Origin of the sequence: Pantoea sp. At-9b, from assembly GCF_000175935.2 — a bacterium.
Taxonomy (GTDB): Bacteria; Pseudomonadota; Gammaproteobacteria; order Enterobacterales; family Enterobacteriaceae; genus Pantoea.
In genome coordinates, this window is sequence record NC_014837.1 from 3,882,056 (window position 1) to 3,894,717 (window position 12,662).

The window sequence follows — 12,662 nt, forward strand, 5'->3', positions numbered from 1 at the left end:
AAAAGCCGGCACAAGGCCGGCTTTTTCGCATCACTGAGTAAAATTACTCAGCAACGACATTCACAACCAGTTTAGCGAATACTTCGCTGTGAACCTGGAAGTCAACTTCGTGCTCACCGGTGGTGCGCAGAACGCCGTTCGGCAGACGAACTTCGCTCTTAGCCACGTCAACGCCAGCTGCAGTTACAGCGTCAGCGATGTCGCGAGTACCGATGGAACCGAACAGTTTACCTTCGTCGCCTGCTTTAGACGCGATGGTGACGCTGCCCAGACCGTTGATTTTCTCAGCACGTGCGTTAGCAGCTGCCAGAACGTCAGCCAGTTTGGCTTCCAGTTCAGCGCGGCGCGCTTCGAATTGCTCAACGTATTTTTTAGTAGCCGGTACAGCTTTCTGTTGCGGGAACAGGAAGTTACGAGCGTAACCTGCTTTAACGTTAACCTGATCACCCAGGCTGCCCAGGTTTGCTACTTTATCAAGCAGAATAACTTGCATTACCTTATCCTCTTAAAGTCGTGGTTGACGGCGGCCGATTACTGATGACGATCAGTGTACGGCAGCAGGGACAGGTAACGCGCGCGCTTGATAGCACGAGCCAGCTGACGCTGGTATTTAGCGCGAGTACCGGTGATACGGCTCGGTACGATCTTACCGCTTTCAGTGATGTAGTTTTTCAGCGTAGCGATATCTTTGTAATCGATCTCTTGAACGCCTTCCGCAGTGAAGCGGCAGAATTTGCGACGACGGAAATAACGTGCCATTTGGCTAGTCTCCAGAATCTATCAATTCAATCTGCTCGGCATGTAACACCATTCTACTCTGTCCATTGCGTGCCTGATGGCAGCTAATAAAACCTTCAAGAATGAGTTGCGTGCCGACCGTTATATGTTGAGTAATCGCCTGATGGGCGCTGCCGCTGATAATCACCGGCATCTGACACCAGGCTTGCCGGTGAAACCCGGCTTCCTCCTGCATGGAACGGTGCTCAAGCACGAACTGGCAGTGAGGAATTCCTGACGGACTGACTTTTCGAACCGGCGTCTTGCACACAGTGCCAGAGAGGCGCAGTCGATTGGTCGTCACGTTGGATTACTCTTCAGAATCCCCAGCATCTGAGTCATCTGCCGCTTCGTTAGCGAAGTCTTCACGGCGCTCACGACGCTCGTCTTTCGCTTTAACCATCGGAGATGCTTCAGTTACCGCGTGCTTAACGCGCATAACCATGCTGCGGATAACGGCGTCGTTGAAACGGAAGTTAGTTTCCAGCTCGTCAATCACTTCCTGCGGCGCTTCTACGTTCAGCAGAACGTAGTGTGCTTTGTGCAGTTTGTTGATCGGGTAAGCCAGCTGACGGCGGCCCCAGTCTTCCAGACGGTGGATCGTGCCCTGAGCACCAGTGATAGCACCAGTGTAACGCTCGATCATGCCCGGAACCTGTTCGCTCTGGTCAGGATGGACCATAAATACGATTTCGTAATGACGCATCGAAATTGCTCCTTACGGATTATTCAGCCTCCTGTCAGGGTCAGCTGCGGCCCACGGAAGCAAGGAACGTTATAGGTTGTGATTCATCCGAAAAATGAAACACACCTCTGAATGCAGCTGAAAAATTGACGCGTAATCATACTGACGTTGTCCGCTAAACTCAAGCGCACAATTCATCAAATGGTGGGTAACGTGCCAGGGAAGGAGCCTTTTTGTGCTAATGATGGCGATTCAGTGGGTTAAGCGGCACGGCAGCAAAAAGTCTGAACAACAGGTTCAACAGGACTGTCTGGCAGCAATTGGGTGAAGAACTAAACTATTAATGGGCGCAACGGTTCGGCTTGTCGTCGGCGTCTGAGAGTGAATTCCCTGTAGTGAGGAGTCGATTATGAAAACTTTCGTTATCGCTACTTTACTGGGTCTCTTCCTGTCTACTCCCGCGGTTGCCAGCACTACTGATTATGCGCAGCAGATGCGAAGCAACAGCAGCCAAGCGGCATCAGGCCCTGTCTACGTCAACCGGCTGGGCGCACCCAGTGATAACCACACCGGCGCCAATAGCAGCGCGGCTGACCGGTTATCGTCACAATTGTAGTCCGGTGTGTCGTAACGGGCTGGCGGTTGATTGCCAGCCCGAATTCGTTTTACAGATGATGTTTGAAAAAACTCACCAGCGCGCACAGGGCTGAAGGGGTGATTTTGTGCCCGATCTGCTTCTCCGACAGATAGGTTAGCTTCCCGTCCAACTGCGCGGCACGTAACGCTTTTTCCAGCCGCACCGTTTCCGCAAACGGCACCACTTCATCGGCCTCCCCATGCCACAGCAGCAGAGGTCGGTTCGCCAGCATGGCAAGATGCTGACTGGGATCGTAGGGGGCCAGCGGGGCCAGGCGTGCCGCAAAGGTTTCCTTTTGCTCCGGCGTGCGCGCCACCAGCGGTGGAAACAGCGTATGGCTCAGTTGCATAAAGTAACCCGATCCCATCATACAGGCGACGCTGTGAATCTGTGGATAGCGCGCCATGGCACCCAGTGCCGTCATTCCCCCCATCGACGCACCGGCCACCGCAAAGCGTTCGTCCGCAATCCAGTCATTTTCGCGTAACGCCGCTTCCAGTTTCGGCACTTCGTCGATGTTTTGTTTGAGGATCTCCCAGAAATGCGTCATCCGGGTTTCGGTATCACCGTTATAGCGCGCGCCATGCATGTCTGCATCTGGCATTACCACGCGAAAGCCTGCCTGCGCCAGGGCGACCGCAAAGTAGCTGTACACCTCTTTCGACGAGGTGAAGCCATGATAAAACAGCACGGTCGGTAGACGCGCCTGACGCTGTCCTGCCGGTGCTGCATGGATACACTGGATTCCTGCCAGCGTTTCCGTTGCCAGTTCAATCATGTCGCCTCCGTTGAGAATGATTATCACCTGCTCAAGTGTAAACCCTGCGCCCCAAAACGCGAGGCACTTCACATTTTTGTGTGAATAATTTCTACCCTAAACCTTTTCACTCACCTGCCGTTGATCTTGTATCCCCTCATCCACATCAACATAGGTACTTTATGAAGCGTCTCTCTCTCAGCGCAATGGGGCTCGGCATCAAGCTGTCTGTACTGACGTCTTTAAGCGTAGCCGTGGTACTGCTGACCCTCACCCTTACCCTGAGCCACAACGCCGCGCGTCAGTTGGAAACCCTGGCGACAGACGATATGCAGAACCAGGTGCAGGGCATCAGCGAGATGGCCAGCATGTTTAATACCACCTTGTCTGCCGAGGTGGCGAATTACACCCGACTCTTCCAGAGTTTTCTGCCCAAACGCTTTAGCCGCGACGAAAGCGCGCGGATTCAGGTGGGCGATATCAGCACGCCAACCCTGCGTGCCGGTTTGAAAACCCTCAACCTCGACCAGATCGCTGTGGATGATTTTCTCGATCGTACCGGCGCGGTCTCGACCGTATTTGTGCGTGACGGCGATGATTATGTACGCATCGCGACTTCACTGAAGAAGGAAGACGGCAACCGTGCCATCGGTACCCGACTGGACCGCAGCACCGCCGCCTGGCGCAGCGTGAACCAGGGCGAAGCTTATCGCGGTCTGGCGACCTTGTTTGGTCATCGTTATATCACACAGTATCAACCTGTCACCGATGACAGCGGCGCGGTGATCGGCATTCTGTTTGTCGGGGTGCAAATCGATAAACAGTACGCGCTGATGCGCGAAAAAGTGCTGGCCCGCCATCTTGGCGACAGTGGACATTTCTTTGTGCTGAACGGTGCCGCCGGTGCCACACAGGGGCAATATCTGTTTGATAATCAGCGTGAAGGCAAGTTGCCGCTGTGGGATGCAGCAACGCAGCAACAGCTGCTGAGCCAGCCGAAGGGATTGGTCGCCCTGTCACTTGAAGGTGAAACCAGGCTGCTGGCCTGGCAGCAGTTACCTGGCTGGAACTGGATTATTGCCGGAGAAGTCAGCCGGGCCAGTCTGCTGGCACCCATTACCCACAGCCGTAACCTGTTCCTTGCTCTTGGCCTGGCGCTGGTGCTGGCCTTTGCGATCGGCTTTATGTGGTACAGCCGCCGCGCTATCACCCGTCCGCTTCATCAGGTGATCCATCTGGCCGAAGCCTATGCGGCGGGTAATCTTCAGGCGCACCTCGATTCGACGCGTCATGATGAAATCGGTCAACTGGTGACGGCAATTAACGGCATCGGCGATGGCCTGGCGCAAATCGTCGGCCAGGTACGGCAAACGGCGCAGCAGATTAGTCAGGGCACCGATAACATCGCGGCCAGTAGCCAGAACATCAGTGAGCAGATTGGTCGTCAGGCCAGCAGCGTAGAGCAGACTTCCGCCAGTATGGAACAGTTTGGCGCGACCGTGGCACAAACCGCCGCCAACGTGCGTCAGGCGCTGGCGCTGGTAAGCGAGGCTGACCAGACCGTGTTGCAGGGTGGCAAAACCGTGTCGCGCTCAGTCAGTACCATGACGGAAATCCGCGTCGCTTCGCAAAGCATTGCCGATATCACCCATGTGATTGAGTCTATCGCGTTCCAGACCAATATTCTGGCGCTGAATGCGGCCGTAGAAGCGGCACGCGCCGGTGAGCACGGCAAAGGCTTTGCGGTTGTGGCAGCAGAAGTGCGCGCGCTGGCGCAGCGCAGTGCCCAGGCGGCCAAAGAGATCGACGGGCTGATCGCCAGCTCCATCAGTAAGGTCGCTGAGGGGCATACCCTGTCTGAACAGACGCGTGATGCCATGCAGCACATTGTGGAACATATCGCGCAGGTAAAAGCCCTGATGGGTGAGATCAATATCGCCGCACAGGAACAGGCATCCGGTATTGGTCAGGTGAATCAGGCGATGAACCATATCAGCCAAGCAACCCATCAGAACAGCGATCTGGTCTCAGAATCTGAGGCCAGCGCACAAAGCCTGAGTCAGCAGGGCCATCACTTGACGCAGTTGGTGAGTATTTTTCATCTCAAGTCATAATGCGCCAAAGGAAGATGGCTTACACTTGAGCCATCTTCCCTGAACCGGAGTCGTCATGCGTGTATCGTTATTTCTGGCGTTGAGCCTGCTGCTGAGCGGCTGCTCGGCATTGACGCCTACCCCGAAACCCCCGCCGCCGCCCACAACACATGCCCAGGAAATAAACCGGGCACAGAGCTATGGCCTGCCCAAACTCGGCACCATCAGCGCGCAGGTGCGCGGTTCGCCGGATGATGCCCAGCGGGCCATTGCCGCCAGAGCGAATCAGTTAGGTGCCACTTATTATCAGGTTTTAATGCTGGATGAGACGGTATTGCCCGGTTTCTGGTACGCCACCGCCATCCTTTACGGCCCATCAACCGGAACAGGCGCGCAGCAGTAACCGTGAGTTGAGATCGTGACTTAATGGCCGCTGCCCGCGCGTATCGAGAAACTGTTGGCACCAGCCATCGGCCAGTGGCGGTTCCGCTACGTTGAGCAGGATGGCGGCAGTGGCCAGTTGCAACAACTCCGTTGTCACCGCACGTGCCTGCCCCTCCGGCACATTGCCGAGACGCAGGCGCAATTGCCGCCAGCGGCGGTCAAAATGACGATTGCAGCCTTTCACCGCCTCCAGTTCGTCGCTGAGCATCACCAGCGCATCGGATTGCCGGTTCAGAACGCGTAACACGTCCAGGCACATCACGTTGCCGGAACCTTCCCAGATGCTGTTGACCGGCATCTCACGATACAGACGGGGCAGTTCGCTCTCTTCGCAATAACCGATGCCGCCGAGTACCTCCATCGCCTCAGCCACGAAGGGGATTCCGGCCTGACAAATCACGTATTTGGCCGCCGGGGTGAACAGACGTGCGTAGAGACGTTCATGCTCGCTCACCGGGGTTGACCAGGCGCGCGCCAGGCGGAGCAGCAGAGCCGTTTGTCCTTCCAGTTGGAGCGCCTGCTGCGCCAGCACGGTGCGCATTAGCGGTTGATCGCTCAGGTTTTTACCCATCACCTGACGCTGCTGCGCATGATGCAGGGCGATAGAGAAGGCACGACGCATCAGCCCGTGACTGCCGAGCGCGCAATCGAACCGCGTCATCCCCCCCATTTTCAGGATCAGCCGTATTCCATCGCCCTCGTCACCCATCAGCCAGCCGATGGCGTCCTGAAACTCCACTTCACAGCTGGCATTGGAACGGTTGCCAAGTTTGTCTTTCAGACGTTCAAGGCGGATGGCGTTACGTGCACCATCCGGCAACAGGCGCGGCAGGAAAAAGCAGCTCAGGCCACCAGCGGTCTGCGCCAGGATCAGGTGCGCATCGCTTTGTGGCACCGAGAAAAACCATTTGTGACCCACGATACGATAAGCCTCACCTGGCCCGCGCCCACCCAGCGGTTCCGCACGCGTGCTGTTGCTGAGTACGTCGGTGCCACCCTGCTTTTCTGTCATCCCCATACCAATCAGCAAACCGCGCTTGTTACTGCCGGGTTGATGGTGCGCATCATAACGGTCGCTCAGCAACGCATCGCGCCAGTCGAGGTAGGGTGCAGGTAAATAATTTTGCAGGAGCGGAATCGCAGCATGGGTCATGGTCACCGGGCACAGGGAACCAGCTTCCACCTGAGCGTGCAGCATAAAGCGTGCCGCGCGCGCCACCATCGCATTCGGTTGGACATCAGGTTGCCAGCTCAGATTATGCAGACGGCTGGCGCATAATCCCTGCATCAGCAGATGCCAGGCGGGATGAAAGCGCACCTCATCCAGTCGCTCGCCACGCGCGTCATAGCGCAGCAATTCCGGGGGCTGAGCATTAGCCAGTCGCCCCAGCTCAAGGGATTCGGCGCTGCCGAGTTGCAGGCCGACGGATGCCAGCCATTCGCGATCCCAGCTGGCCCCTTCGCGCGCGACCGCTTCGCATAATGGCAGGTCGCGGGTGAACAGGTTGCTGTTGCTGAGTGGCTGAGGTTGATTGAAAACGTTGTGGGTTATCCAGGTCATAACGGCTCCTCGCGAATCTCCGCCATACTAAGTATGAGGACGAAGCGCAGTTATGCCTGGCACAGAAACTAATTTGCGGCAGGGATCACGCCTGACGTTGACGCACCGCCTCAAACAGGCAGATGCCGGTGGCGACCGAGACGTTGAGCGAGGAGACACTGCCCGCCATCGGAATACTGATCAGTTCATCGCAATGTTCACGGGTCAGACGGCGCATGCCCTCACCCTCCGCTCCCATGACCAGCGCCAGGGCAGCCGGCAGCTTGCTTTGATACAGCGTATGATCGGCTTCACCGGCGGTGCCGACGATCCAGATCTGATACTCCTGTAACAAACGCATGGTGCGCGCCAGATTGGTGACACGGATCAACGGGACATTTTCTGCGGCACCGCAAGCCACTTTCTTCGCCGTGGCATTCAGTTGCGCCGAGCGATCCTTTGGCACAATCACCGCATGCACGCCAGCCGCATCAGCGCTACGCAAGCAGGCACCGAGGTTATGGGGATCGGTAACGCCATCGAGGATCAGCAGGAACGGGTTTTCGATCGATTCCAGCAAATCCGGCAGGTCACCTTCCTGGTAATTTTTACCTGGCTTAACGCGTGCCACGATCCCCTGATGCACCCCACCTTCCACCTGACTGTCGAGCCACTGACGGTTCGCCAGTTGCACGGCGATTCCCTGAGCTTCCAGTGCCGCGACCAGCGGTTGCAGGCGACGATCGTCACGGCCTTTAAGGATAAAAACTTCCTGAAAACGCTGAGGATCGCGCTCCAGCAGTGCCTGCACGGCATGGATACCAAAAATTATTTCACTCATTACTTAGCTCAAGGTTGGATGTCGAACGTAGCGGCGCAATTTATTGCGCGCATTTTAAAAGACGCGCGATGAATCGCGCCGCTACGAAAAATGCCGAAACTTTACGGCATCAGGCTTCGCTGGTTTTTTTCTTCGCCGCACGCTTCGCCTTCGTGGCGGCGGCGATTTTACGGGTTTTTTCCGAGACTTTTTTGCTTTTTTTCTCGCTTTTGGCTTTCGCAGGTTTTTTCTTGTCACTGCGGAAAGCGGCATCTGGCTCGAAATTCACGTTTTTACCGGCATCACGGCGACGCTTCGCCGGTGGTTTAGCGCCGCGTTTCTCGCGCTCGCGGGCGGTTTTACCCTCACCCCGCGGCACACGCTTGCTGGAAATCAGCGCGAAGTCGATTTTGCGTTCATCCATGTGTACCGCTTCAACCCGCACTTCTACCGCATCACCGAGACGATAAGTACGCCCGCCGGACTCGCCGATCAGACGCTGCCCCACCGGATCAAAGCGGTAGTAATCATTATCCAGCGATGACACGTGCACCAGACCATCAATAAACAGATCGTTGAGGCGCACGAAGAAACCAAAGCCAGTCACGCTGGAGATCACGCCGTTGAAGACATTACCCACCTGATCCTGCATAAAGTCGCATTTCAGCCAGTCGGCAACATCGCGGGTCGCTTCATCCGCACGGCGCTCAGTCATGGAGCAGTGCTGACCGAGTTGCAACATCTGCTGCATATCGTAGTGATAACCGCCGGTAGCGGTGGTGTTGCCTTTCTCTTCGCCCTGCTCTTTCGCCAGCAGATATTTGATGGCGCGGTGCAGTAGCAGATCCGGATAGCGACGAATCGGCGAGGTAAAGTGTGCATACGACGCCAGCGCCAGGCCAAAGTGGCCGCGGTTTTCCGGGTCGTACACCGCTTGTTTCATTGAGCGCAGCAGCATGGTTTGCAGCATTTCCGCATCCGGTCGGTCGGCGATCTGCGTCAGCAACTCAGCATAATCGATCGGCTGCGGTTTGCTGCCACCCGGCAGGCTCAGGCCCAGCTCGTTGAGCACGGTACGGAAACTGGTGATGCTATCATCGCTGGGACGATCGTGATCGCGGAACAGCGCCGGTTCTTCATTCTTCTCCACAAAGCGCGCTGAGGCGATGTTCGCGAGAATCATGCACTCTTCAATCAGCTTGTGCGCATCATTACGGACCGTGCGCTCAACCCGCTCAATACGACGATCGGCGTTGAAGATAAACTTGGCTTCTTCGGTTTCAAACGAAATCCCGCCACGCTGCTCGCGCGCCTGCTCCAGCACCTGATACATGCGGTGCAACTCTTCAAGGTGTTTCACCAGTGGCGCATATTGTTCACGCAGCTCCGGGTTACCTTGCAGAATATTCCACACTTTGGTGTAGGTCAGACGGGCGTGTGAATTCATCACCGCTTCGTAGTGTTTATAACCGGTGAGCTTGCCGGTGGCAGAGATGGTCATTTCACACACCATACACAGGCGATCGACCTGCGGGTTTAGTGAACACAGACCATTTGACAGCACTTCCGGCAGCATTGGGACGACCTGCGATGGGAAATAGACCGAGGTGCCACGCTGGTGCGCTTCATTGTCCAGCGCGGTGCCCGGGCGCACGTAGTAGCTGACATCCGCAATCGCCACCCATAAGCGCCAGCCGCCACCGCGTTTTTTCTCGCAGTAGACCGCATCGTCGAAATCGCGTGCATCTTCGCCATCAATGGTGACTAACGGCAGTTGGCGCAGATCGACGCGGCCTTTCTTCGCCTCTTCCGGGACGTCTTCTTTCAGTTTGGCGATCTGCTTTTCTACCGCTTCCGGCCAAACATGGGGGATTTCATGGGTGCGCAGCGCCATATCGACAGCCAGGCCGGTGCCCATATTGTCGCCCAGCACTTCGGTGACTTTACCCAAGGCTTTGGTACGACGTGTCGGACGCTGGGTGATCTCCACCACCACCACAGAACCCATACGCGCGTTCAGCGTCTGATCTTGCGGGATGAGGATATCAAAGCTCAGACGGCTGTCGTCCGGCACGACAAAGCCCGCGCCAGCATCGGTGAAGTAGCGACCGACAATCTGGCTGTTACGCGGTTCGAGCACACGTACTACGCGCGCCTCGCGGCGACCTTTACGATCCGCACCGCCAGGCTGCGCCAGAATGACATCGCCATGCAGGCAGAGCTTCAACTGCTCAGCGGAGAGGTAGAAATCATCTTTCTGCCCTTCCACGCGCAGGAAGCCATAGCCATCCCGGTGGCCAATCACTTTGCCGCGTAGCAGATCGAGGCGTTCCGGCAGGGCGTAACATTGGCGACGCGTAAAGATCAGTTGCCCATCGCGCTCCATCGCCCGCAGGCGACGGCGCAGTGCTTCCAGCTGCTCTTCGCTGCTGATGTTGAGTTCCTGCGCGATTTCATCACGGTTGGCAGGCTTTTCACGCTTTTCTAATAGCGCCAGGATAAATTCCCGACTGGGGATCGGGTTTTCATATTTTTCAGCTTCTCTTTCCTGAAAAGGGTCTTTTGACATTACGGTTCCTCCGATGTCATTTTTGATGGATTGCCACCGGCGGTTCGGACAATAAAATTTGGTACAAAGAGTCGTTGCCTTTGACAAGATCGGCTAGCGTGTAATTGTCCAGTTCCCTGAGGAATAACTGGACCGCATCGTTCAGGGCTTTACGCAAGCGACAGGCTGGCGTAATTGAACACTCATTACAATTAACCAATTGTAATGGCTCCATTTTTCTTACAACGTCGCCAATGACTATTTTTTCCGGGTCCATGCCTAAACGAATTCCGCCGTTTTTACCGCGCGTTGCGGCCACGAACCCGGCCCGGCTGAGCTGGTTGATGATTTTGACCATGTGATTGCGCGACACCCCGTAGGTATCGGTCACTTCGGTAATGTTGGTCTGTGTGCCTTCCGGCAACGTCGCCATATATATCAGGGCGCGCAGACCGTAATCAGTAAAACTTGTAAGCTGCACATTTACCTCAGTGAATCATCAGATGTTATTGTTATGCGCCAGCAGGCGTGGTGTTTAATTATGATGATAAACCAGTGCGTGAAGGCCGGTGCGTTTTTTTCAGGCAACTATCGATATTTGCAAGAAAAAATGGTGTGAGCGGAGTCAAAGAGCAGATAAACAGAGGCCGGACTGAGTCCGGCCTGAGGGGATTATGCGTCGAACGGGTGGCGCAAAATCATCGTTTCTTCACGGTCAGGACCCGTAGAAATAATATCTACCGGCACACCGGTTACCTCTTCCACACGTTTGATGTAGTCACGTGCGGCTTGCGGCAGACCTTCCAGCGTTTTCACGCCAAAGGTATTTTCACTCCAGCCCGGCATTGATTCGTAAATCGGCTCAATACCTTCCCAGCCCTCAGCAGCCAGCGGCGTAGTGGTGACTTCGCGGCCATCCGGCATGCGATAAGCCACACAAATTTTCACTTCTTTCAGGCCATCCAGCACGTCCAGTTTGGTCATGCAGAAACCTGACAGCGAGTTGATCTGCACGGCACGGCGTACCGCCACGGCATCCAGCCAGCCCGTGCGACGACGACGGCCAGTGGTGGCACCAAACTCGTTGCCTTTTTTGCACAGGAACTCGCCGGTTTCATCAAACAGCTCAGTCGGGAACGGACCTGCACCCACGCGAGTGGAGTAAGCTTTTACAATACCCAGCACGTAGTCGACATAACGCGGGCCAATACCTGAACCGGTTGCCACGCCACCTGCGGTGGTGTTTGACGACGTCACGTAGGGATAAGTACCGTGGTCGATATCCAGCAGCGTACCCTGTGCCCCTTCGAACATGATCAGATCGCCACGCTGACGCGCGGTATCCAGCAGCTCAGAGACGTCAACCACCATGCTGGTCAGGATGTCGGCCACGGCCATCACATCATTCAGCACTTTGTCGTAATCAACGGCTTCTTCTTTGTAGTAGTGCACCAACTGGAAGTTGTAGTAATCCACCACTTCTTTCAGTTTCGCTGCGAAGGTTTCTTTGTTGAAAAGGTCGCCCACGCGCAGACCGCGACGAGCAACTTTATCTTCATATGCCGGGCCGATACCACGACCGGTGGTGCCGATAGCTTTGGCACCGCGTGCAGTCTCACGCGCTTTATCCATTGCAACATGATATTGCAGGATTAACGGGCAAGCTTCAGACAGCAGCAGACGTTCACGTACCGGTACACCGCGATCTTCAAGGCCTTTCATCTCTTTCATCAGCGCTTCAGGCGACAGAACAACGCCGTTACCAATGATGCTGGTGACGTTATCACGCAGAATGCCAGAGGGAATTAAATGAAGGACGGTTTTTTCACCGTTGATGACAAGCGTGTGGCCTGCATTGTGACCACCTTGATAACGCACGACGTATTTCGCGCGCTCTGTGAGAAGGTCTACGATCTTACCTTTACCTTCGTCACCCCATTGGGTGCCCAGTACGACGACGTTCTTACCCATTTTTTCAAAATCACCGATTGCTTAAAAATGGATTCTACCACCTGATTTTCTCTCTTTCAGCTCTTTTAGCATACGATTGCGTGGTTTTTTGCCTGAGTTTTGATCGATACAACATGTTGGGGAGAAATCTGCGCTAAGGCACAATTCTGTGCGCTAATTTAGCTCGCATGCACGCTGACCATGTAATAAATCACCACGCCAGCCACCACCAGACCGCCGCCAAAACGATGTAACAAACGATCCGGCATCTGCGCCATTGCGAGGATCATGCGCCGCCAGATGCGCGGTAAAAACATCGGCCCCAGCCCTTCCAGAACCAGCACCAACGCCAGTGCCATCCAGATGGTTGTGTTCATCATCATTTCCCCAAAAAAAGGCCGACATCATTGT

General features: G+C 55.5%; 14 protein-coding genes. 3 read left to right on the forward strand and 11 right to left on the reverse strand.

Translation table 11 applies throughout. The annotated features are described in order from the left end of the window. Positions 1–43: 43 nt before the first annotated feature. Genes rplI through rpsF form a run of 4 tightly spaced genes read right to left on the reverse strand, consistent with a single transcriptional unit; the run spans position 44 to position 1,483 of the window. Positions 44–493: a 50S ribosomal protein L9 gene (gene rplI, locus PAT9B_RS17825; protein WP_013510682.1), complete on the reverse strand. Its 450-nt coding sequence runs from the start codon at positions 491–493 to the stop codon at positions 44–46. Positions 494–531: 38 nt separating this feature from the next. Then, on the reverse strand, positions 532–759 hold the full coding sequence (gene rpsR / locus PAT9B_RS17830) for a 30S ribosomal protein S18 (RefSeq protein ID WP_000135199.1): 228 nt from the start codon (positions 757–759) through the stop codon (positions 532–534). 4 nt (positions 760–763) lie between these two features. Continuing rightward, positions 764–1,081: a primosomal replication protein N gene (gene priB, locus PAT9B_RS17835; RefSeq protein WP_013510683.1), complete on the reverse strand. Its 318-nt coding sequence runs from the start codon at positions 1,079–1,081 to the stop codon at positions 764–766. 6 nt (positions 1,082–1,087) lie between these two features. Further along, a complete protein-coding gene (rpsF, locus tag PAT9B_RS17840) occupies positions 1,088–1,483 on the reverse strand; it encodes a 30S ribosomal protein S6 (RefSeq protein WP_013510684.1) in 396 nt (131 codons plus the stop codon). 388 nt (positions 1,484–1,871) lie between these two features. Between rpsF and PAT9B_RS17845 the strand changes: the two genes are divergently transcribed. Beyond that, on the forward strand, positions 1,872–2,078 hold the full coding sequence (locus tag PAT9B_RS17845) for a hypothetical protein (protein ID WP_013510685.1): 207 nt from the start codon (positions 1,872–1,874) through the stop codon (positions 2,076–2,078). Positions 2,079–2,127: 49 nt separating this feature from the next. Here the strand turns inward: PAT9B_RS17845 and yjfP are convergent, their stop codons facing one another. Further along, positions 2,128–2,877, reverse strand: a complete 750-nt coding sequence (yjfP, locus tag PAT9B_RS17850; RefSeq protein ID WP_013510686.1) for an esterase — start codon at positions 2,875–2,877, stop codon at positions 2,128–2,130. Positions 2,878–3,038: 161 nt separating this feature from the next. Between yjfP and PAT9B_RS17855 the strand changes: the two genes are divergently transcribed. Together PAT9B_RS17855 and bsmA are read left to right on the forward strand one after the other, a co-directional pair. Beyond that, complete coding sequence (locus PAT9B_RS17855; protein WP_013510687.1) at positions 3,039–4,970, forward strand: methyl-accepting chemotaxis protein; 1,932 nt, start codon at positions 3,039–3,041, stop codon at positions 4,968–4,970. 55 nt (positions 4,971–5,025) lie between these two features. Beyond that, positions 5,026–5,352 carry a biofilm peroxide resistance protein BsmA gene (bsmA, locus tag PAT9B_RS17860; protein ID WP_013510688.1) on the forward strand — a complete coding sequence of 109 codons (327 nt, stop codon included), beginning with the start codon at positions 5,026–5,028 and terminating at the stop codon, positions 5,350–5,352. Here bsmA and PAT9B_RS17865 read toward each other — a convergent pair. The 6 genes from PAT9B_RS17865 to PAT9B_RS17890 all read right to left on the reverse strand — a co-directional run bounded on the left by PAT9B_RS17865 (position 5,326) and on the right by PAT9B_RS17890 (position 12,628). After that, the gene (locus PAT9B_RS17865; RefSeq protein ID WP_013510689.1) at positions 5,326–6,954 is read right to left on the reverse strand and encodes an isovaleryl-CoA dehydrogenase; all 1,629 of its coding nucleotides are present in this window, start codon (positions 6,952–6,954) and stop codon (positions 5,326–5,328) included. The genes bsmA and PAT9B_RS17865 overlap by 27 nt on opposite strands. Positions 6,955–7,039: 85 nt before the next feature. Then, the gene (rlmB, locus tag PAT9B_RS17870) at positions 7,040–7,774 is read right to left on the reverse strand and encodes a 23S rRNA (guanosine(2251)-2'-O)-methyltransferase RlmB (RefSeq protein ID WP_013510690.1); all 735 of its coding nucleotides are present in this window, start codon (positions 7,772–7,774) and stop codon (positions 7,040–7,042) included. 109 nt (positions 7,775–7,883) lie between these two features. Continuing rightward, entirely contained in the window at positions 7,884–10,322 is a 2,439-nt protein-coding gene (rnr, locus tag PAT9B_RS17875; protein WP_013510691.1) for a ribonuclease R, read from the reverse strand. A gap of 16 nt (positions 10,323–10,338) precedes the next feature. Next, positions 10,339–10,782 carry a nitric oxide-sensing transcriptional repressor NsrR gene (gene nsrR, locus PAT9B_RS17880; protein ID WP_013510692.1) on the reverse strand — a complete coding sequence of 148 codons (444 nt, stop codon included), beginning with the start codon at positions 10,780–10,782 and terminating at the stop codon, positions 10,339–10,341. A gap of 191 nt (positions 10,783–10,973) precedes the next feature. After that, positions 10,974–12,272, reverse strand: coding sequence for an adenylosuccinate synthase (locus PAT9B_RS17885; RefSeq protein ID WP_013510693.1), 1,299 nt, complete (start codon positions 12,270–12,272; stop codon positions 10,974–10,976). 158 nt (positions 12,273–12,430) lie between these two features. Further along, on the reverse strand, positions 12,431–12,628 hold the full coding sequence (locus PAT9B_RS17890) for a DUF2065 family protein (protein WP_013510694.1): 198 nt from the start codon (positions 12,626–12,628) through the stop codon (positions 12,431–12,433). Positions 12,629–12,662: the final 34 nt, after the last annotated feature.

Coding starts and splice junctions, on each gene's coding strand:
- rplI (WP_013510682.1), bottom strand. CDS start 493: ATGCAAGTTATTCTGCTTGATAAAGTAGCAAACCTGGGCAGCCTGGGT.
- rpsR (WP_000135199.1), bottom strand. CDS start 759: ATGGCACGTTATTTCCGTCGTCGCAAATTCTGCCGCTTCACTGCGGAA.
- rpsF (WP_013510684.1), bottom strand. CDS start 1,483: ATGCGTCATTACGAAATCGTATTTATGGTCCATCCTGACCAGAGCGAA.
- PAT9B_RS17845 (WP_013510685.1), top strand. CDS start 1,872: ATGAAAACTTTCGTTATCGCTACTTTACTGGGTCTCTTCCTGTCTACT.
- yjfP (WP_013510686.1), bottom strand. CDS start 2,877: ATGATTGAACTGGCAACGGAAACGCTGGCAGGAATCCAGTGTATCCAT.
- PAT9B_RS17855 (WP_013510687.1), top strand. CDS start 3,039: ATGAAGCGTCTCTCTCTCAGCGCAATGGGGCTCGGCATCAAGCTGTCT.
- bsmA (WP_013510688.1), top strand. CDS start 5,026: ATGCGTGTATCGTTATTTCTGGCGTTGAGCCTGCTGCTGAGCGGCTGC.
- PAT9B_RS17865 (WP_013510689.1), bottom strand. CDS start 6,954: ATGACCTGGATAACCCACAACGTTTTCAATCAACCTCAGCCACTCAGC.
- rlmB (WP_013510690.1), bottom strand. CDS start 7,774: ATGAGTGAAATAATTTTTGGTATCCATGCCGTGCAGGCACTGCTGGAG.
- rnr (WP_013510691.1), bottom strand. CDS start 10,322: ATGTCAAAAGACCCTTTTCAGGAAAGAGAAGCTGAAAAATATGAAAAC.
- PAT9B_RS17885 (WP_013510693.1), bottom strand. CDS start 12,272: ATGGGTAAGAACGTCGTCGTACTGGGCACCCAATGGGGTGACGAAGGT.
- PAT9B_RS17890 (WP_013510694.1), bottom strand. CDS start 12,628: ATGAACACAACCATCTGGATGGCACTGGCGTTGGTGCTGGTTCTGGAA.